Annotated in this window: 17 protein-coding genes; 7 read left to right on the top strand and 10 right to left on the bottom strand. The window is 67.2% G+C overall.

Translation table 11 applies throughout. The features are described from left to right. Positions 1 to 41 precede the first annotated feature (41 nt). Positions 42 to 1592 carry a succinic semialdehyde dehydrogenase gene (locus tag ABUA37_RS01765; protein WP_349897395.1) on the top strand — a complete coding sequence of 517 codons (1551 nt, stop codon included), beginning with the start codon at positions 42 to 44 and terminating at the stop codon, positions 1590 to 1592. A gap of 24 nt (positions 1593 to 1616) precedes the next feature. On the opposite strand, the gene ABUA37_RS01770 is transcribed toward ABUA37_RS01765, so the two are convergent. Then, positions 1617 to 1970, bottom strand: a complete 354-nt coding sequence (locus ABUA37_RS01770; RefSeq protein WP_349897396.1) for a Sec-independent protein translocase family protein — start codon at positions 1968 to 1970, stop codon at positions 1617 to 1619. A gap of 118 nt (positions 1971 to 2088) precedes the next feature. On the opposite strand from ABUA37_RS01770, the gene ABUA37_RS01775 reads away from it, so the two are divergent. Further along, positions 2089 to 2718, top strand: coding sequence for an O-methyltransferase (locus ABUA37_RS01775; protein ID WP_349897397.1), 630 nt, complete (start codon positions 2089 to 2091; stop codon positions 2716 to 2718). A gap of 52 nt (positions 2719 to 2770) precedes the next feature. Here the strand turns inward: ABUA37_RS01775 and ABUA37_RS01780 are convergent, their stop codons facing one another. After that, positions 2771 to 2947: a DUF3117 domain-containing protein gene (locus ABUA37_RS01780; protein WP_092108645.1), complete on the bottom strand. Its 177-nt coding sequence runs from the start codon at positions 2945 to 2947 to the stop codon at positions 2771 to 2773. A 98-nt stretch (positions 2948 to 3045) separates the two neighbouring features. Next, positions 3046 to 4275 (bottom strand): hypothetical protein, encoded by a 1230-nt coding sequence (locus tag ABUA37_RS01785; RefSeq protein ID WP_349897398.1) that lies wholly within the window; start codon positions 4273 to 4275, stop codon positions 3046 to 3048. Between the two features lie 22 nt (positions 4276 to 4297). Here ABUA37_RS01785 and ABUA37_RS01790 point away from each other — a divergent pair, with 22 nt between their 5' ends. After that, complete coding sequence (locus ABUA37_RS01790; protein WP_349897399.1) at positions 4298 to 5689, top strand: DUF2079 domain-containing protein; 1392 nt, start codon at positions 4298 to 4300, stop codon at positions 5687 to 5689. Positions 5690 to 5775: 86 nt separating this feature from the next. Here ABUA37_RS01790 and dapE read toward each other — a convergent pair whose 3' ends face one another. Next, positions 5776 to 6852 (bottom strand): succinyl-diaminopimelate desuccinylase, encoded by a 1077-nt coding sequence (gene dapE / locus ABUA37_RS01795; protein WP_349897400.1) that lies wholly within the window; start codon positions 6850 to 6852, stop codon positions 5776 to 5778. A gap of 55 nt (positions 6853 to 6907) precedes the next feature. Here dapE and dapD point away from each other — a divergent pair, with 55 nt between their 5' ends. Then, positions 6908 to 7855 (top strand): 2,3,4,5-tetrahydropyridine-2,6-dicarboxylate N-succinyltransferase, encoded by a 948-nt coding sequence (gene dapD / locus ABUA37_RS01800; protein WP_349897401.1) that lies wholly within the window; start codon positions 6908 to 6910, stop codon positions 7853 to 7855. A 108-nt stretch (positions 7856 to 7963) separates the two neighbouring features. Here the strand turns inward: dapD and ABUA37_RS01805 are convergent, their stop codons facing one another. From ABUA37_RS01805 to ABUA37_RS01820, 4 genes are read right to left on the bottom strand one after another with little or no spacing between them, the layout of a single operon-like run. After that, complete coding sequence (locus ABUA37_RS01805; RefSeq protein WP_349897402.1) at positions 7964 to 9253, bottom strand: citrate synthase; 1290 nt, start codon at positions 9251 to 9253, stop codon at positions 7964 to 7966. A 57-nt stretch (positions 9254 to 9310) separates the two neighbouring features. Further along, positions 9311 to 10417, bottom strand: coding sequence for a succinyldiaminopimelate transaminase (dapC, locus tag ABUA37_RS01810; protein ID WP_349897403.1), 1107 nt, complete (start codon positions 10415 to 10417; stop codon positions 9311 to 9313). Positions 10418 to 10423: 6 nt separating this feature from the next. Continuing rightward, positions 10424 to 10741 carry a ferredoxin gene (fdxA, locus tag ABUA37_RS01815; protein ID WP_349897404.1) on the bottom strand — a complete coding sequence of 106 codons (318 nt, stop codon included), beginning with the start codon at positions 10739 to 10741 and terminating at the stop codon, positions 10424 to 10426. Next, positions 10738 to 11934, bottom strand: coding sequence for a PIG-L family deacetylase (locus ABUA37_RS01820; protein WP_349897405.1), 1197 nt, complete (start codon positions 11932 to 11934; stop codon positions 10738 to 10740). Before ABUA37_RS01820 ends, fdxA begins: the two co-directional genes overlap by 4 nt. Before the next feature lie 138 nt (positions 11935 to 12072). On the opposite strand from ABUA37_RS01820, the gene efeU reads away from it, so the two are divergent. Genes efeU through efeB form a run of 3 tightly spaced genes read left to right on the top strand, consistent with a single transcriptional unit; the run spans position 12073 to position 15452 of the window. Then, a complete protein-coding gene (efeU, locus tag ABUA37_RS01825; protein WP_349897406.1) occupies positions 12073 to 12936 on the top strand; it encodes an iron uptake transporter permease EfeU in 864 nt (287 codons plus the stop codon). After that, positions 12933 to 14123, top strand: coding sequence for an iron uptake system protein EfeO (efeO, locus tag ABUA37_RS01830; RefSeq protein WP_349897407.1), 1191 nt, complete (start codon positions 12933 to 12935; stop codon positions 14121 to 14123). The genes efeU and efeO overlap by 4 nt, the downstream gene beginning before the upstream one ends. 9 nt (positions 14124 to 14132) lie before the next feature. Further along, positions 14133 to 15452: an iron uptake transporter deferrochelatase/peroxidase subunit gene (efeB, locus tag ABUA37_RS01835; protein WP_407075329.1), complete on the top strand. Its 1320-nt coding sequence runs from the start codon at positions 14133 to 14135 to the stop codon at positions 15450 to 15452. A gap of 109 nt (positions 15453 to 15561) precedes the next feature. Here efeB and ABUA37_RS01840 read toward each other — a convergent pair whose 3' ends face one another. Continuing rightward, the gene (locus ABUA37_RS01840; protein WP_349897408.1) at positions 15562 to 16683 is read right to left on the bottom strand and encodes a carboxypeptidase-like regulatory domain-containing protein; all 1122 of its coding nucleotides are present in this window, start codon (positions 16681 to 16683) and stop codon (positions 15562 to 15564) included. Positions 16684 to 16850: 167 nt separating this feature from the next. Continuing rightward, positions 16851 to 18770 (bottom strand): translational GTPase TypA, encoded by a 1920-nt coding sequence (gene typA, locus ABUA37_RS01845; RefSeq protein ID WP_349897409.1) that lies wholly within the window; start codon positions 18768 to 18770, stop codon positions 16851 to 16853. Between the last annotated feature and the right edge of the window lie 4 nt (positions 18771 to 18774).

Here is an 18774-nt window from a genome sequence, read left to right on the forward strand (position 1 = left end):
CGCCTCAGCACCGGGCGGAGAAGCGCGGCTTACAATAAGCCATGCCCGGCGCCCCTCTCGAACGATCGGTTATCGACGAGCTCGATCGCGATCTTCACTCTTCACGCGCGTCGAGCACCGCAGTGTTCGCACCGTTCAGCGGTGAAGTCTTGCACGAGCTGCCGATGAGCACGGTCACCGACGTGCAGGATGCCGCCGCGCGAGCGCAGCTCGCACAACTCCTCTGGCAGGAGGGTGGTTGGGCCTATCGCCGCAGGATCCTGCTGCGCGCGCACGACCTCTTGCTGGAGCGGCGCGAGCTCCTCCTCGATGCCGTGCAGACCGAGACCGGCAAGACCCGTGGCCAGGCATTCGAAGAGGTGTTCATGGGCGCGGGGGTCACGCGCTACTACGCGCTCTCCGCGCGATCGATGCTGCGCACCCGCCGCCATCGCGCCGGCATCCCGCTCGTGCTCATCACGCGCGTCGAATACCGCCCCAAGGGCGTCGTCGGCGTCATCACGCCGTGGAACTACCCGTTGAGCCTCAGCCTCATGGATGTGGTTCCCGCGCTCGCCGCAGGCAACGCCGTCGTGCAGAAGGCCGACAACCAGGGCGCGCTCAGCATCCTCGCCGCGAGGCGCGCGTTCATCGACGCAGGATTACCCGCGGAGCTGTGGCCGGTCGTCGCGGGCGACGGCGCCGAGATCGGCGGCGCGGTCATCGACGCCTGCGACTACGTGTGCTTCACCGGCTCCACCGCCACCGGGCGCGTCGTCGGTGTGCAGGCGGCCACCAATCTGATCGGTGCCTCTCTCGAACTCGGCGGCAAGAATCCCCTCATCGTGCTCGACGACGTGAACCCCAAGAAGGCCGCCGCGAGCGCGGTGTACGCGTGCTTCGCCTCGCTCGGGCAACTCTGCGTCTCGATCGAGCGTCTCTACGTGCATCGGGCGGTCGCGGAGGAGTTCACGAGGGAATTCGTCGCGAGAACGCAGGCACTCGTGCAGGGCGCCGCGTTCGACTACTCGAGCGATGTGGGTTCGCTCACGCTCCCGTCGCAGCTCGAGCGGGTGCAGGCCCACGTCGATGACGCGGTCGCCAAGGGCGCGACCGTTCTCACCGGCGGCAGGGCGAGGCCCGACCTTGGGCCGCTGTTCTACGAACCGACGGTGCTCAGCAACGTGACGGATGACATGGCCTGCGTCATCGGGGAGACCTTCGGCCCCGTCGTGTCCATCACCGTCGTCGACTCGGAGGACGAGGCGATCATCGCGGCCAACGACTCGCCCTACGGGCTCAACGCATCCATTTTCACCGGCTCGGTGCGTCGCGGTCGCGAACTCGCAAGCGCCATCGACGCGGGAAGCGTGAACATCAACGAGGGCTACCGCGCGAGCTTCTCCTCGGTCGACGCCCCGATGGGCGGCATGAAGCAGTCAGGCCTCGGGCGCCGCAACGGCCGCGTCGGGCTGCTGCGCTTCGTCGAGGCCCGCACGGTCGCCGAGTCGACCGGGCTACTCACGCTCCCCCGTACCGGCGCAGAGTTCGCTCGGATGACCGGGCTCATGCTCACGCTACTTCGCGCGCTGAAGGCGCTCCGCCGCCGCTAGTGCGGGCCGCGACCGAACGTCGGCTCAGGTGGCCTCGTCATCGAACGGCGCTGGACCGTCGCCGAGGGTGCTCTTGCGCTCTGCCGACGCGGATGCCTGAACGGGCCTCGCCGTGACCGACTCGAACTCGTCGGCGAGAGCCTCGCGGATGATGCGGCGCGGGTCGTACTGCCGAGGGTCGAGCTTCTGCCAGTCGACGTCGTCGAAGTCGGGGCCCATCTCGTCGCGCAGACGATCCTTCGCGCCATCCGCCATCCTGCGCACGCTCTTGACGAATCGGGCCAGCTGAGCCGCGTAACCGGGCAGGCGCTCCGGGCCAAGCAGGAAGACCGCGATCACCGCGATCACCAGCAGCTTGTCGAAGGTCAGCCCGAACATTGGTCCAGACTAACCGGTTCCGAGCGCTCCGCGGTGCACTCACAGCCCGCCGTGACGCGGCGCGCCAACGGAGCGCGCAACCTCCGCGGCCCTACGCTGATGGGCGAGGAGAACCACTGTGTCTGACAAAGATTCCAACTGGAGATTTGCCGAGGAATTCGGCACCGAGCGCGAGGACATCGCGCAGCTTCGCCGGCATGCGCTGGAGCTCGGTCTCGAGCCCGTGACGCCCGCGATCGGCGCCCAGCTCGCGGTGGTTGCGGCCGCCACCTCCGCCACGAACATCATCGAGATCGGCACCGGCGTTGGCGTCAGTGGCCTCTGGATGCTGTGCGGCGCGCCCGCGGCGACCCTCACCTCGATCGACATCGAGACCGACTACCAGCAAACCGCGAGGAAGGCGTTCCTCGACGCGGGATTGCCGGCCAACCACATCCGGCTCATCACCGGTCGCGCACGCGAGGTTCTGCCGCGCATGAACGAGCAGTCCTACGACATCGTGCTCGTGGATGGCGACCCGCAGTCCGTGATCGAGTACGTCGAACACGCCCTGCGCCTGGTGCGCCCAGGCGGTTCGGTGCTCGTGCCCCACGCTCTCTGGCGTGGACGCGTTGCCGACCCCGCCCAGCGCGACGATATCGTCACGGGCTTCCGCACGCTGCTGAAGGAGATCGGCGACTCCGAAGCCGTGATCAGCGCACTGTCACCCGTGGGCGACGGACTGCTTCACATCACGCGGCTCGCCTGAGCCAGCCGGCGCGCTGCTGCGTGCAATGAGCGTCAGGCGCCCGTCGCTGCTACTACTTCGCTGCCGCGACGACTCCCGCGAGCGCGTCGTGCAGTTCCTTCGCCTCTGCGTCGTTCACTGAAACGACGAGGCGGCCACCGCCCTCGAGCGGCACACGCACGATGATGAGACGACCCTCCTTAACAGCCTCCATTGGCCCGTCGCCGGTCCGCGGTTTCATGGCTGCCATGAGTTGTCCCCTTTCGTGGAATGTATTCCATTATCCCGTACTTTTGTCCTATCCCGAAAACGGGGGCGTCACGCGGGGGCGCGAGACAGGCGATTCGGTCAGGGTGGCGTCCAGTCGTAGCCGTCCGCCCACCAGCAGATGTATAGCCATCCCCATTGCCCGGCGATGAACAACACGACGAGGCAGGCCCGGTAGATTCGCGATCGCGGCTGGGCGATCGCGCCGAGCAGCGGGTTCAGCGGCATGAGCAGACGGAACGTGCTGGACTGCGGAAAGAACACGGCCAGCAGGTATAGCGAGTAGCTCACGATCCAGCTCACCAGATCGCTGCCGAGCCTGCGCACCGCGGGCAGGAACAGCAGCGTCGCGAACAGCGCCACGATGAGCACGAGCGCGACGATACCGAGCGGACCGGGCATCCAGAATCCGGCCCCCTGGATCCACGCGCTGAATGGCACGAGCTCCTGGTAGCCGACGTATGGCGCGCGCCAGGCGAGTTCGGTGTCGGCGTAGGCGGAGGGCGAGCCCGTTGCCAGCCAGGCGATCGTCGGCCAGGCCAGCCCCATCATCCCGGTGAAGGCGACGGCGATGATCGAGGTCACGCGCTCGCGCACGGGATACGGGTCGTTCCCACGGCCCACCCAGCGGAACACGACGTGCAGCGCGAGCGCCAGGGCCAGCGCGAGCCCGGTCGGCCTCGTCAGCGCCAGGACGGCGATCGCGGGGAGCATGACCAGGTAGCGCCGGCGCAGAAGCAGGTAGAGCGTGACAGTGAGCAGAAACCCGGCCATCGACTCGGCGTACGACACCTGCAGAATCGGCGACAGCGGTGCGACGCAGAACAGCACGACAGAGAAGAGAGCGACCGATGGCGGCAGCACCAGCCGCATCAGCCGGTAGAACGCGAGCGCGCCCCCGAGAGAGAACGCGAGCGAGACGAACACCGACACCGGCTCCCACGGCAGGGCGGTCACCTCCATGAGCGTGCGCACGAGGAAGGGATAGCCGGGCATGAACGCCCAGGCGTTCGCGGCGACGTGGCCGTCGATGAGCGGAAGTACCGCCGGATAGCCGGTGGTCGCGATGGTGTGGTACCAGCCACTGTCCCAGAACTGGGCGAACTGCAGGTAGTCCGGATGCGCGCCGGTCCACTGGTTCGGACCCTGCCACGCCGCGAACACCAGCATCATCCAGGTGGTGATCACGCGCGACAGCGCCCAGATGACCACGACCCGCAGCCACCACGGAGTGAGCCGGTAGCGCACGAGCAGCCACAGTCGCAGCGGCCGGAAGCCGGGTCTCACCGCCGTGCCCGGGTTGCTCGCCACGACATGACAGTATCCTGTGCAGATGATCGGACGGTGGCTGCGCTCGCGCGTGGCAACCTGGCCCGCCCTTCTCATCTCCGCGCTCAGCTTCGCCGCCTACACGCTCTACGGATGCCTGCAGTGGCGACGCATGTCCGTTCCGTCGTGGGATCTCGGCATCTTCACCCAGCTTCTGCGCGACTATGCCACGCTGCAGGCACCGATCGTGCCCATCAAGGGAGCCGGGTTCAATCTGCTCGGCGACCACTTTCATCCGCTGCTCGTCGTGCTGGCCCCGTTCTACGCGGCGTTCCCCTCCGGGCTGACGCTGCTCGTGCTGCAGGCGGCACTCGTCGCGATCTCCGCGTTCGTCGTGACGCGACTGGCGGTCGAAAGACTCGGGCGGATGCCTGGCCTCGCCATCGGATTCGCTTACGCGGTCAGCTGGGGGCTTCAGAATGCCGTCGCGGCGCAGTTTCACGAGATCGCGCTCGCGCTGCCGCTGCTGGCCCTCTCGCTGGCTGCGGTGGTGCGCCAGCGCTGGCTGGCCGCCGCGCTGTGGGCAGCACCGCTCGTGTTCGTTAAGGAAGATCTCGGACTCACCGTGCTGGTCATCGGCGTTGTGCTGTTCCTGCGGGGCGCCAGGCGGCTCGGAGCCGCGCTGTGCGCCTGGGGAGTCTTCTGGTTTGCGGCGACGACCCTCGTCATCCTGCCCCTACTGAACCCACACGGCACTTGGGACTACGGCGGCAGCTCGAACGTCGGCGGCTCGCTGCTGCACCTCGGAGACACGCTCGCTTCGCTGGTGACGACGCCGAAGCTGCAGACGATCGTCATGCTCACGCTCGCCACTGCGGTGCTCGCCTTCCGCTCCCCCATCTCGCTCGCGGTGCTGCCGACGCTCGCCTGGCGGTTCCTCTCCGACAACGACGCCTACTGGGGGCCGAGCTGGCACTACAGCGCGGTGCTCATGCCGATCGTGTTCGTCGCGTTCATCGACGCGCTGCTGCTCGCGAGGCGCTCCCGCCACAACTGGCTGCGCGTCTATGGCCGAGCCGCGATGCCGATGTCCCTCGCGTTCGCGCTCGTCATGCTGCCGCAGCTACCGCTCGCCGAGCTCGTGCGGCCGTCGTCGTATGCGCCCTCACCGGCGGGGGCTGTCGCCGCGATGGCCAAAATTCCGGATGACGCCACTGTCGTGAGCGACCTGACCTATCTCGCCTACCTGTCGAGCCGCGACACCGCCTACTGGATCGGAAACTCGGACAACCCCGCCGCGGACTACCTCATCCTCGACCAGAACAGCGGCGCGTGGGGCGCGAACCCACCGACGGACGCCGCGGCCTACGCCGAGCAGAGCTTCGAGGGCAGCGCCTACAGCCTGATCTACTCGCAAGGCGGCTACCAGGTAGCGAAGCGCACCTCCGGTCCCTGAGTCGCCGAAGGGCCACACCGCGCCTCCACAAGCTCAGCGAACGAGTCGGTGCCTGAGCCTGTCGAAGGGCCGCGGGAGGCCGTGCCTCAGCTCAGCCAGGCGCGCAGCCCGCGCTCGCACTCCGTGATCTGCGCGAGCGGCACCCGCTCGTCATCGGCGTGCGCCTTGAGCGGATCCCCGGGCCCATAGTTCACCGCGGGCACGCCGAGCGCGGAGAATCGCGCGACATCCGTCCACCCATATTTCGGCGCAGCGACTCCGCCGACCGCCGCGAGGAAGTCCTTCGCGATGGGCGCATCGAGCCCGGGCCGAGCTCCCTCGGACAGGTCGGTGACGGTCAGCTCGAAGCCCACGAACACCTCGCGCAGGTGCGCAATTGCGTCCTCGCCCGAGCTGCTCGGCGCAAAGCGGTAGTTGACGGTCACGACGCACTCGTCGGGGATGACGTTGCCCGCGACCCCGCCCGTGATCGCCACGGCGTTGAGTCCCTCGCGGTAGACCAGCCCATCCACCTCGACCTCCCGCGGAACGTACGCGGCCAGGGTCGCGAGAATGGGCGCGGCGTCGTGGATGGCGTTGTGGCCGACCCAGGCGCGCGCGGAGTGGGCGCGCACACCGGTCGTGCGCAACTCGACGCGTGCCGTGCCGTTGCAGCCGCCCTCGATCGTCGCGTTCGTGGGTTCGCCGAGGATGGCGAAGTCGCCGACCAGAAGTTCCGGATGCGTCGCCGCGAGTCGACCGAGCCCGTTCAGTTCCGAGGCCACCTCTTCGTGGTCGTACCAGATCCAGGTCACGTCACACCGCGGCTCGGTGAGCTCGACCGCGAGCTTCAGCTGCACAGCGACACCGGCCTTCATGTCCACTGTGCCGCGGCCCCAGAGGTATTCCTCGCCGTCGATCGTTTCGCGTCGCGTCGGCAGGTTCCCGTTCACCGGCACCGTGTCGATGTGACCGGCGATGACGACGCGGCGCTCGCGTCCGAGGGTGGTGCGCGCAACGATCGCGTCGCCGTCTCGAAGTACCTCCAGGTGATCGTGCGGTGCGAGCGCTGCCTGGATGGCATCCGCCATGTTCTGTTCATTGCCTGACACCGACTCGATGTCGCACAGCTGCCGGGTGAGGTCGATCGCGGACGCGGTGAAGTCGAGCGCTGGGGCAGGCATGGGCGCAAGTTTATCGGCGGCCGGGGCCGACCCGGGCAGTCGCTAATCTGGGCGTATGACTGAACGCGCAGCCTGGGGCTACGGCCTCGCGACCATCGCCGCCGACGGAACCGTGCTCGACACCTGGTTCCCCTCCCCCGCGCTTGGCGCGATGCCGGCCGGACGCGACCCCTACATCGCCCCGCGCGAGCTCGAGGTGCTGCTCGGCGAGGATGAGCGCCGCAACGTGCGCGTCGACTTCGTCACGACCGCGATCGACCTGGATGCGGCGCCGGAATCGACCTCGGACGTCTACCTCCGCCTGCACCTGCTCAGCCACCTGCTGGTGCGGCCGAACGACGTGAACCTCGACGGCATCTTCGCGCACCTGCCGATCGTCGCGTGGACGACCGCGGGGCCCGTGCTTCCAGCCGACTACGCGCGCCTGCGGCCCTCGCTGCAGCGCGCCGGCATCTCGGCCCACGGCATCGACAAGTTCCCGCGGCTGGTCGACTACGTCGTGCCCGATCGCGTGCGCATCGCCGACGCGTCGCGGGTTCGACTCGGCGCGCACCTCGCGCCCGGAACGACCGTCATGCACGAGGGCTTCGTGAACTACAACGCCGGAACGCTCGGTGCGTCGATGGTCGAGGGGCGCATCTCGCAGGGTGTCGTGGTCGGCGACGGCTCGGACATCGGCGGCGGCGCATCCATCATGGGCACGCTCAGCGGCGGCGGAAAGCAGCGCATCGCGATCGGCGAACGCGCGCTGCTCGGCGCGAACTCCGGCATCGGCATCTCGATCGGCGACGACTCGGTCGTGGAGGCGGGCCTGTACGTCACCGCGGGCACCAAGGTCGTCGTGCTCGGCACCGTGACAGCGGATGGCGCCCCGCGCGCCGTCAAGGCAGAGCAGCTTTCCGGCGTGCCCGGCCTCCTGTTCCGGCGCAACTCACTCACCGGAACCGTCGAGGTACTCCCGCGCTCCGGTGGAATCGAGCTCAACGCGGCCCTGCACGCCTGACCACGCGATCGGAAACGGGGCCAATTCGTCCGGAATGGGTCGACGCGCTGGCCCACTGCGGACGCTTTGGCCCATTTCGCGGGCGAGCGGGCGGAGCGCGCGGTAGGGCTAGCGGGGCCAGGTGCGGGCCGGCGAGCCCACGTAGAGCTGCTGCGGGCGCCCGATGCGCGTGGTCGGGTCACCGTTCATCTCGCGCCAGTGGGCGATCCATCCGGGCAGGCGGCCGATCGCGAACAGCACCGTGAACATCCGGGCGGGGAAACCCATCGCCTTGTAGATGACGCCGGTGTAGAAGTCCACGTTCGGGTACAGCTTGCGCTCGATGAAGTAGTCGTCGGCGAGAGCGACGGCCTCGAGCTCCTTGGCGATATCGAGCAGATCGTCCTGCACGCCCAGCGCCTTCAGCACCTCGTCCGCGCTCTCCTTGACCAGCTTGGCGCGAGGATCGAAGTTCTTGTAGACGCGATGACCGAAGCCCATCAGCCGAACGCCGTCTTCCTTGTTCTTCACGCGCTCAACGAACTTCTCCACGGATTCGCCGGATGCCTTGATCTCGCTCAGCATCTTGAGCACGGCCTCGTTCGCGCCACCGTGCAGCGGACCGTAGAGGGCGTTGATGCCGGCCGAGATCGAGGCAAACATGTTGGCCTCGGTGGAACCGACGAGCCGCACCGTGGAGGTGGACGCGTTCTGTTCGTGATCTTCGTGCAGGATGAGAAGTCGCTCGAGCGCGGTGGAGAGCACCGGGTTCACCTCGTAGGGTTCCGCCATCGTGCCGAAGTTCAGCTTGAGGAAGTTGTCGACGAAGCTGAGGTTGTTGTCCGGATAGAGGAAGGCCTGCCCGAGGCTCTTCTTGTGCGCGTACGCAGCGATCACCGGCAGCTTCGCCAGCAGACGGATGGTGGAGAGCTCGATCTGCTCCGGGTCGTGCACGCTGAGCGAGTCTTCGTAGAACGTAGACAGCGCGGAGACGGCGCTCGAGAGCACAGACATCGGATGCGCGTCGTGCGGCAGCGCGTCGAAGAAGCGCCGCAGGTCCTCGTGCAGCAGCGTGTGCCTGCGCACCCGCTCCTCAAAGTTCGCGAGCTCGTTCGGGCTGGGAAGCTCGCCGTAGATCAGGAGCCAGGCCACCTCGAGGTAGGTCGAGTTCGCGGCGATGTCTTCAATCGCATAGCCGCGATAGCGCAGGATGCCCTGGTCGCCGTCGATGTAGGTGATCGCGCTGCGGGTCGGCGCGGTGTTCACGAACCCGAGGTCGAGAGTGGTGTATCCGGTCTGCTTGGTGAAGCCCGAGATGTCGATGCTGGACGCACCGTCCACGCTCTTGAGGATCGGGAAATCGGCGGTCCCGCCGGGGAAGTGGAGGGTCGCCTTGTCAGCGTTGGCAGCGTCGTTCACGCCTACAGCCTAATTGCCACGACAGTCGACCGTCACATCCACCAATAGCGGAACGAATTACTTGGAGAGAGTAGCCAAACGCCGCGCGGCCTCGGCGATGCGCTCATCCGTCGCCGTCAGCGCGAAACGCACGTGATCGGATGCCGCATCGCCGTAGAAGGAACCCGGCGCCACGAGGATGCCGACATCCGCGAGCGCGCCGACCGTGACCCATGGATCTCCGTCGCCCCGACTCGCCCACAGGTAGAGGCCGGCCTCGCTGCGATCGATGCGGAATCCGGCTGCCTCGACCGCGCCGCGCAGAATCTCACGCCGGGCGCGATACAGCTCCCGCTGAGCCGCCACGTGCTCGTCATCGCCGAGGGCCGCCACCATCGCTGCCTGCACCGGAGCCGGCGGGATGAGCCCGGCATGCTTGCGCACCTCGAGCAGTCGACCGATGACTGTCGAGCACCCCGCGACGAAACCCGCGCGATAGCCGGCAAGATTCGACTGCTTGCTCAGCGAATAGACGGAGAGCACCCCGCTGCGGTCATCTCCGATGACGCGCGGGTCGAGAATCGAGGGCGTCGGTTCACCGTCGGCGCTCGACCAGTTGAGCTCGGCGTAGCACTCATCGTTCGCAATGACCGCCCCGAGTTCGCGAGCCCTCGTGACGGCGGCTGCCAGCTGCTCGACCGACAGCACCGCGCCATCCGGATTGCCGGGGCTGTTGAGCCAGACGAGTCTCGTGCTCTCGGGCCACTCGGCCGGGTCGTCGCTCGCCACGACAGACGCGTGGGCGAGCGCCGCGCCGATCGCGTACGTGGGGTATGCGACGGACGGATGCACCACGGTGTCGCCCTCGCCGAGCCCGAGCATGAACGGCAGCCAGGCGACGAGTTCCTTCGATCCGATCGTGGGTAGCACGTTCGCAACGCCGAGGGTCACTCCCCTGCGACGCGCGTACCACTCCACGATGGCCTCGCGAAGGGCGGGCGAACCGGCGGTGAGCGGGTAGGAGTGTGCATCCGTCGCGGCGACGAGTGCCTCGCGGATGGGTGCCGGCGTCGGATCGACGGGCGACCCGACGGAGAGATCCACGATGCCGCCGGAGTGAGCACGTGCGCGTTCGGCGAAGGGGACGAGCGAGTCCCAGGGGAACTCGGGAAGCTGGAAGGCCATGCTCGATTACGCCTGGGGCGGCAGTGCTGCGACGAGCGGGTGATCCTTGGGGATGACGCCGATCTTCGCGGCGCCGCCGGGAGAACCGAGGTCGTCGAAGAACTCGACGTTCGCCTTGTAGTAGTCGGCCCACTGCGCGGGGGTGTCGTCCTCGTAGAAGATCGCCTCGACCGGGCAGACCGGCTCGCACGCGCCGCAGTCCACGCACTCGTCGGGGTGGATGTACAGCATCCGGTCGCCCTCGTAGATGCAGTCGACCGGGCATTCGTCGACGCAGGCACGGTCCTTCACGTCGACGCAGGGAAGGGCGATGATGTAGGTCACTGCGCGGTCGTTCCCCTCGTGGTGTGGCTGGCTTCCATCGTATCCCGCGGCGATGTGTCGACCGTGCGCGCGGCCGGCACCACGATGCGCGGCCACACCAGCACGAGCACCACGATGGCCGCCGCTCCGTAGGTCCAGGCATACCCCGCAGCGTTGGCCGGCACGAGCACCGAACCACCTGGACCACCGATGGTGAGGATGCCCATGGCCGCCAGGATGCCCAGCCCGGAGACGAGCGGGATGACACGGGTTCGGAACACGAGCCGCAGGCCGAGCATGAGAGCGAGCACCAGCAGTAGGGCGACGGTCACGCCGCCCGGGAGCCGCAGCCCTGCGACGCCCAGCACGAGCTGGTGGTTCACGGTGCCGATGCCGCCGAGCGCGAGGCCCACGACGAATGCGAGGACGCCCGCGACGACGCGCCCCGTAACACCCAGGTCGCTCCACGTCGCGGTGCCCTCCGAGCGGGGCTCGGGGCGAACGATGCGGCGAAAACTTTCCTGTGCGACGATGGGGCGGAACGGTCCGCTCGAGAGCGCGAAGCTGCCCCGCTCGACCGTGACCTGCGTGCGGTGGGCGCGCAGCGCATCCGTCTTTCTGGCGAGTGCCGCGCTGACATCGACGACGATGTCGTCGCTCAAGGCTTCCGCCCCTTCGGCGACCACGGCGTAGAACGGCACTCCCATAACGTCCGCGGCGCGCCTGGCAGCGTCATGCGCGCGGATGTGGTCCGGGTGCCCGTAGCCGCCGTGCGCGTCGTAGCTGACCACGCGCGTGGCCGACACCTGCTGGATGACCGTGGCGACGTCCGCGGCCACCTCGCCGAGCTGCGCGGCGCAGAGCGATTGGGGGTCGAGTTGCTTGGGCGCCTCCGCGCCGGACACGCCCCAGCGCATGCCGGAGTCGACGTAGCGGCGGGGCAGCGACCCGTCGACGCGCGCTTCTGGTGCGCCGAGAAAGCGCTGGTCGGTGACTCCCAGGATGCCCATCGCCGCCCGGAGTTCGCCTTCGCGGTAGGCGGCGAGCGCCGGCAGGTCGCCCTCGAGAGAGTGCAGCTCCGGCGGGATGACCTCGCCGCGCTCCCCGCGCGTGCAATGGAGCACGGTGACGCCGGCGCCTCGCTCGATGAGCGTCGCGATCGTGCCGCCGGTCGTGATCGTCTCGTCGTCGGGATGCGCGTGGACGAAGAGCACGTGCTCGCCCCCAGTAGCAGTGCGCTCGCTCCGGACATCCACAGTGGACAGGATAATGCGCTGCCCAGTAGAGTCGTGATGTAAGGTAAGCCTTACCAATAAAAGCCAAGCCTTACCTGGCCCGATCGAAAGAACATCGTGCTCGCAAACCTGCTGATCGGCCTGCGCGAAGGCCTCGAGGCGGCACTCGTCGTGGGCATCCTCATCGCCTACGTCGTGAAGATCGACCGGCGCGACGTGCTTCGCCGCATCTGGCTCGGTGTGGCGCTCGCGGTGCTGGTCTCGCTCGCGCTCGGCGCCGTGCTCACCTTCGGCGCCTACGGCCTCAGCTTCGAGGCGCAGGAACTCATCGGCGGCGGCCTTTCCATTGCCGCGGCGGCCTTCGTCACTTGGATGATCTTCTGGATGCTGCGTACCTCGCGCTCGCTGAGCGCACACCTCCGGGGGGATGTCGACCGTCACCTCAGCACAGCCGGGTGGGGTCTCGTGCTGGTCGCGTTTCTCGCGGTGGGGCGCGAGGGAATCGAGACCGCACTGTTCATCTGGGCCGCGGTGCAGGCGACGGGCGCGAGCACACTCCCCCTCATCGGAGCTGCAATCGGCATCGTCATCGCCGTGCTGCTCGGATGGCTGATCTTCCGCGGCGTCATCCGCATCAACCTCTCGAAATTCTTCGGCTACACGGGCATCTTCCTGATCGTGCTCGCCGGTGGCGTGCTCGCCTATGGCGTGCACGACCTGCAGGAGGGAGGCCTGCTTCCCGGCCTCAACTCCCTCGCCTTCGACGTGAGCGCCGTCATCCCGCCTGACAGCTGGTACGGCACGCTGCTCAAGGGCACGGTCAATTTCTCACCGGCCACCACCTGGCTGCAGGCCATCGTGTGGTGTGCCTACGTCATCCCGGTCATGACGATCTTTGTGCGTGCACTCGGTCGCCAGCACCAGAGCACTGTTCCCGCCCCCGCGCCGAGCGAAACGCTCGCCGCAGAAGGAGTTCGATGATCAAGCGCACCACTCGCCTCGGCCTCCTGGCCGTCGCGGGCGCCGCCACCCTGCTCGCGCTCACGGCCTGTGTGCCCAACGCGGGAACGGAATCGAAGACATCCGCCTCGACGCGGGTGAGCGTTGACAGCAGCGCGACCGCCTGCACGGTGTCGGCGAATACGGCACCGAGCGGTCCCGTCGTGTTCAGCGTGACGAACTCCGCCGACAAGGTCACGGAGTTCTACGTGCTCGGTGAGGACGGCCTGCGCATCGTCGGCGAGCTGGAGAACATCACCCCCGGCGTCAAGCGAAGCCTCACCGTGCGACTGCAGCCGGGCACCTACTTCACCGAGTGCAAGCCGGGCATGGCGGGCAGCGGCGTCGGTCGTTCGAAGTTCACCGTGACCGAGTCGGGCAAGGCGATGCAGCTCAGCGGCGACATCCACACCCAAACCTCGCGCGCGGCCCAGAACTACGTTGCTTACGTGCAGGGGCAGGTCGAAGACCTCGTGCCAGCGACCGCGGCGTTCCTCACGGCATATCGTGCCGGTGACGACGAGCGCGCCCGCGCCCTGTATGCGACGACGAGAGCCTTCTACGAGCGAATCGAGCCCGTCGCCGAGTCGTTCGGTGATCTCGACCCCGAGATCGACTTCCGCGAGGCGGATGTGCCGCAGGGCGAGGAATGGACCGGCTTCCACCGCATCGAGAAGGACCTCTGGCCGCCGGCAAACGCCGGGTACGTGGCCCTCACAGCGGCACAGCGCGGCTACTACTCCGACAAGCTCTCGGAGAACATCGCTGAGCTCAGCACGAAGGTGAACGCGGAGGACTACTCCGTCTCGATCGAGACGATCAGCAACGGCGCGATCGGGCTGCTCGACGAGGTCGCCACGGGCAAGATCACCGGAGAAGAGGAAATCTGGTCGCACACCGACCTGTGGGACTTCCAGGCGAACCTCGACGGGGCCCGCGTCGCCTACGAAGGCGTGCGCGACATCGTGAGGGGCAAGAACTCAGCGCTCGTGAAGAACATCGACGAGAAGTTCGGCGCGCTCGAGCAGCAGCTTGCGGGGTATGGCAGCCTGGATGCCGGATTCACCTACTACGACGAGCTCACGCCCACGCAGGTGAAGGCTCTGGCCAACGGCGTGAACGCGCTCAGTGAGCCGCTCAGCAGGCTCACCGCCGCTCTCGTCAAGTAGCGTGTGCTCGTGACAGACTCCCCCTCAGAGCACGCGCCTGCGCCTTCGGAGCCTGCGCCTTCGGAGCCCACGCACGGCATCTCGCGGCGCGGCCTGCTGGGTCTCGCCGGAGCGGGCGTGGTCGGTATCGGCGCAGGCGTCGGTATTGATCGGTTCGCGCTGCCGCACAGTGCGCCCTCCACGTCCGGCGCATCCGATAGCTATGCGTTCTACGGCGAGCACCAGGCCGGCATCACAACCGCGGCCCAAGACCGCCTGCATTTCGCCAGCTTCGACGTCGCCGACATCTCCCGCGCCGAGCTCATCGGGTTGCTCAAGGACTGGACCACCGCGGCCGCCCGCATGACGCAGGGCCGCGACGTGGGCCCAGACGGCGCGGTGGGCGGTGCACTCGATGCGCCACCCGACGACACCGGCGAAGCGCTCGATTTGCCCGCATCCGGCCTCACGATCACCTTCGGCTTCGGCCCCACCCTCTTCCGAAACACGGATGGGCAAGACCGCTTCGGCTTGGCAGACAAGCGCCCCGAAGCGCTCATCGACCTTCCGCACTTCGCAGGCGACGCCCTGCAGGACGAACTCGTCGGCGGCGACCTCTGCATCCAGGCCTGCAGCGACGACCCCCAGGTGGCCGTGCACGCCATTCGCAACCTCTCGCGCATCGCGTTCGGTCGTGCATCCATTCGCTGGTCGCAGCTGGGCTTTGGTCGCACCTCGTCGACGAGCCGCTCACAGGTCACACCGCGCAATCTCTTCGGCTTCAAGGACGGGACCGCCAACGTGAAGTCCGAGGATGCCACAATCGTCGACGAGCACGTCTGGGTGCCATCAGCGGACTCCGCGGCCTGGATGACCGGAGGCTCGTACCTCGTCGCGCGCAAGATTCGGATGACGATCGAGACCTGGGATCGCGCGTCACTGCGCGAACAGGAGCGCATCTTCGGCCGCGACAAGGGCGAGGGCGCTCCGCTTTCGGGCGGCACCGAGTTCACCGAGCCCGACTTCTCCACTCGGAGCGGCGGCAAGCCCGCCATCGATCCGCACTCGCACGTGCGGCTCGCGCACCCCAAGCAGAATGACGGAGCGGTCATCCTGCGTCGTGGCTACAACTTCGTCGACGGAAATGATGCGCTCGGGCGCCTGAACGCCGGGCTGTTCTTCATCGCGTTCCAGCGTGACCCACGCACGCAGTTCGTGAAGATCCAGGATGCGCTCTCACGCAACGACGCCATGAACGAGTACACGAAACACATCGGCTCTGCGATCTTTGCCGTGCCGCCCGGCGTGAAGCGCGGCAGCTACGTGGGCGCGACGCTCTTCGCGTCGTAGCGCGAGATATGCGGGTTGCCTAGGCCGCCCGCGGCCGTCAACCCGCCCTATGTTTGCCGAACGCACAAGGGCGCGACCCGCAGGTCGCGCCCTTGTGTACTCGTTTCGACTAGGCCTGCTGCGCCACCATCCGACGACGGGTGATCAACAGCCCGGCGCCCAGCAGCAGCAGCAGCGACGCGACGGTCAGCGGCACTGCGGGGCTCTCCGCACCCGTGGCCGCGAGGCCCAGGGCGACAACGAAGCTCTGCACCGTACCGGACGACTGGCCGGTGAGGACGAGCGTGTGCGTTCCTGTGGAAAGCGTGGCCAGAACGGCCTTGCTCAGCGTGACCTGCGCGACGCCGTTGACGACGGGGAAAGTGCCCACCAGAGTCGGTGTCGAGTAGATGTACACGTCGACGTAGGAGTCGGCAGCCGACCAGTTAACCTTCGCGGTGTAATTGGCAGCGGGGTCGAGCGGTCCCGCAGGAAGGCCGGCCGAGGTCTGCGCAGCCGGCGTCGACCCGTGTGCCGCGAGGTAGCCTGCGAGGTCCGTGGTTCCAGCAGCAGTCGGCTTCTGGGGGGCAGATACGGTCGCATCCGTGAGTGTGGTGACCTTCGCGTCCGCGAATCCCGCCTTGGTTCCGGTGACGATGACGCCGATCCGGTCGCCGATGTAGTTGTCTGTCACCGTGTAGCTGGAAGCCGTCTGACCATCGATCGAGCCGCCGCACTCGCCGCAGTTATAGAACCACTCGTACGTGAAGGTCGTACCTGCCGGCCAGCCGGCCGTCGTCGCCGTTAGCGCGTTTCCGACGAGCGGCGTGCCCGTAATTGCGACGGTTCCCGCCGCGAGGTTCGGCGACATGACCGCCGTTTGAGCCACGACGTCAGCGCCGGCAACCGTCACGGGAACACTCGTGTCACCGTACCCGGCGAGGGTGAAGTTGATGGTGTAATCGCCGTCGGGGAACGTCTGGTCCGCCGCGAAGGCGTACGCACCGGTGGCATCCGACGTCGTCTCATAACGACTGTTGGTGGTGTCGGTCGTATCCAGGAAGGTGATCGACACGGCGACGTCCGCCAAGGGCGTCCCGTTCGCTGCGTTCACGGCGCCCGTGATCGAATACCGCGCGTCAACTGCCTGCGCCGTGGTTGCGCTGAAGAGCGACGCCCCCGCGACCAATGCCGCAGCTAAGCCGAGCGCTGCCGCCCTGGCGAATCGGGATGTTGTGATGGATGATCTCACGCGCTACTACCTCACTCTGCTGGAAAATGGACACAGGCGAAGCGCGACCGCGCCGTGTTTTCCACACGCGACAACACTGAACCCCAGAAACCCAAAGCCCCCTGCGGACAAGACACTACAGCATTAAGCGTTTCTCACTCCACGGAAACGGGCGTATTGCTGAGAAATTACTCGTTCTGCTTCTTGAGGCGCGAGACCTTGCGAGCGCGAGCATTCGCATCCAGTTCGACCTTGCGGATGCGCACGAACTCCGGCGTCACCTCGACGCACTCGTCTTCGCGGGCGAACTCGAGGCACTCCTCGAGCGTCAGCTTGCGCGACGGGGTCATGCGCTCGAAGGTGTCCGAGGTGGACTGGCGCATGTTGGTGAGCTGCTTCTCCTTGGTGATGTTCACGTCCATGTCATCGGCGCGCGAGTTCTCACCGACGACCATGCCCTCGTAGACCTCCTGGGTCGGCTCGACGAAGAACGACATGCGCTCCTGCAGCGCCACCATGGCGAATGGGGTGGCGACACCGGCACGATCGGCGACGATCGAGCCGTTGGTGCGTGTGGTGATCTCCCCCGCCCAGGCCTCGTAGCCGTGCGAGACGGCGTTGGCGATGCCTGCACCGCGAGTGATGGTGAGGAACTCGGTGCGGAATCCGATCAGACCACGCGACGGCACGACGAACTCCATGCGCACCCAGCCGGTGCCGTGGTTGCTCATGCCCTCCATGCGGCCCTTGCGTGCTGCGAGCAGCTGCGTGATGGCGCCCAGGTACTCCTCCGGCGCATCCACGGTCAGGTGCTCGAAGGGCTCGTGCACCTTGCCGTTGACCTGCTTGACGACCACCTGCGGCTTGCCGACGGTGAGTTCGAAGCCCTCGCGACGCATCTGCTCAACGAGGATGGCGAGGGCGAGTTCTCCACGCCCCTGCACCTCCCAGGCATCCGGGCGCCCGATGTCGACCAGCTTGATCGAAACGTTACCGACGAGTTCGCGGTCGAGGCGGTCCTTCACCATGCGAGCGGTGAGCTTGTGACCCTTGATCTTGCCGATCAACGGGCTCGTGTTGGTGCCGATCGTCATCGAGATGGCCGGGTCGTCTACCGTGATGGTGGGCAGCGGGCGCACATCGTTCGGGTCTGCGAGGGTCTCGCCGATCGTGATGTCTTCGAAGCCGGCGACCGCGACAATGTCGCCGGGACCCGCGCTGTCGGTCGGGAAACGATCGAGCGCCTTCGTGATGAGCAGCTCCGTGACGCGCACGTTGTGAACCGAGCCGTCGTGCTTGACCCAGGCGACGGTCTGGCCCTTCTTGATGTGGCCGTTGAAAATGCGCAGGAGGGCGAGACGACCGAGGAACGGCGAGGCGTCGAGGTTCGTGACGTGAGCCTGCAGCGGGTGCTCGTCGTCGTAAGTCGGCGCGGGAATGTGCTTGATGATCGCGTCGAACAGCGGCTCAAGGTCGTCGTTGTCGGGCAGTTCGCCGTTCGCGGGCTTGTTCCAGCTCGCGGCGCCGTTGCGACCGGAAGCGTAGACGACGGGCACGTCGAGGATCGCGTCTAGGTCGAGATCCGGGTGCTCGTCGGCCATGTCGCTCGCGAGGCCGAGGAGCAGATCCTGGCTCTCGGCGACGACCTCGTCGATTCGGGCATCCGGTCGGTCGGTCTTGTTGACCAGCAGGATGACGGGGAGCTTTGCCTCGAGTGCCTTGCGCAGCACGAAGCGCGTCTGCGGCAGCGGGCCCTCGCTCGCGTCAACGAGCAGCACGACGCCATCCACCATGCTGAGGCCTCGCTCGACCTCGCCACCGAAGTCGGCGTGGCCGGGGGTGTCGATCACGTTGATGGTGATCGGGCCGCCATTTCCGTGCTCTCCGGCGTGGATGCCGGAGTAGGAGACCGCGGTGTTCTTCGCGAGGATGGTGATGCCCTTTTCGCGCTCGAGGTCGTTCGAGTCCATGGCGCGCTCCTCGAGGTGCGCGTGCGCTGCGAAGGAGTTGGTCTGGCGGAGCATGGCGTCGACGAGCGTCGTCTTGCCGTGGTCGACGTGCGCGACAATCGCCACATTACGCAGGTCTGTGCGGGTGGCAATTGCCATAGCT

It is taken from the genome of Parafrigoribacterium soli (assembly GCF_040227235.1).
Lineage (GTDB): Bacteria > Actinomycetota > Actinomycetes > Actinomycetales > Microbacteriaceae > Parafrigoribacterium_A > Parafrigoribacterium_A soli.

Coding starts and splice junctions, on each gene's coding strand:
- ABUA37_RS01765 (WP_349897395.1), top strand. CDS start 42: ATGCCCGGCGCCCCTCTCGAACGATCGGTTATCGACGAGCTCGATCGC.
- ABUA37_RS01770 (WP_349897396.1), bottom strand. CDS start 1,970: ATGTTCGGGCTGACCTTCGACAAGCTGCTGGTGATCGCGGTGATCGCG.
- ABUA37_RS01780 (WP_092108645.1), bottom strand. CDS start 2,947: ATGGCAGCCATGAAACCGCGGACCGGCGACGGGCCAATGGAGGCTGTT.
- ABUA37_RS01790 (WP_349897399.1), top strand. CDS start 4,298: ATGATCGGACGGTGGCTGCGCTCGCGCGTGGCAACCTGGCCCGCCCTT.
- dapE (WP_349897400.1), bottom strand. CDS start 6,852: ATGCCTGCCCCAGCGCTCGACTTCACCGCGTCCGCGATCGACCTCACC.
- dapD (WP_349897401.1), top strand. CDS start 6,908: ATGACTGAACGCGCAGCCTGGGGCTACGGCCTCGCGACCATCGCCGCC.
- dapC (WP_349897403.1), bottom strand. CDS start 10,417: ATGGCCTTCCAGCTTCCCGAGTTCCCCTGGGACTCGCTCGTCCCCTTC.
- efeO (WP_349897407.1), top strand. CDS start 12,933: ATGATCAAGCGCACCACTCGCCTCGGCCTCCTGGCCGTCGCGGGCGCC.
- typA (WP_349897409.1), bottom strand. CDS start 18,770: ATGGCAATTGCCACCCGCACAGACCTGCGTAATGTGGCGATTGTCGCG.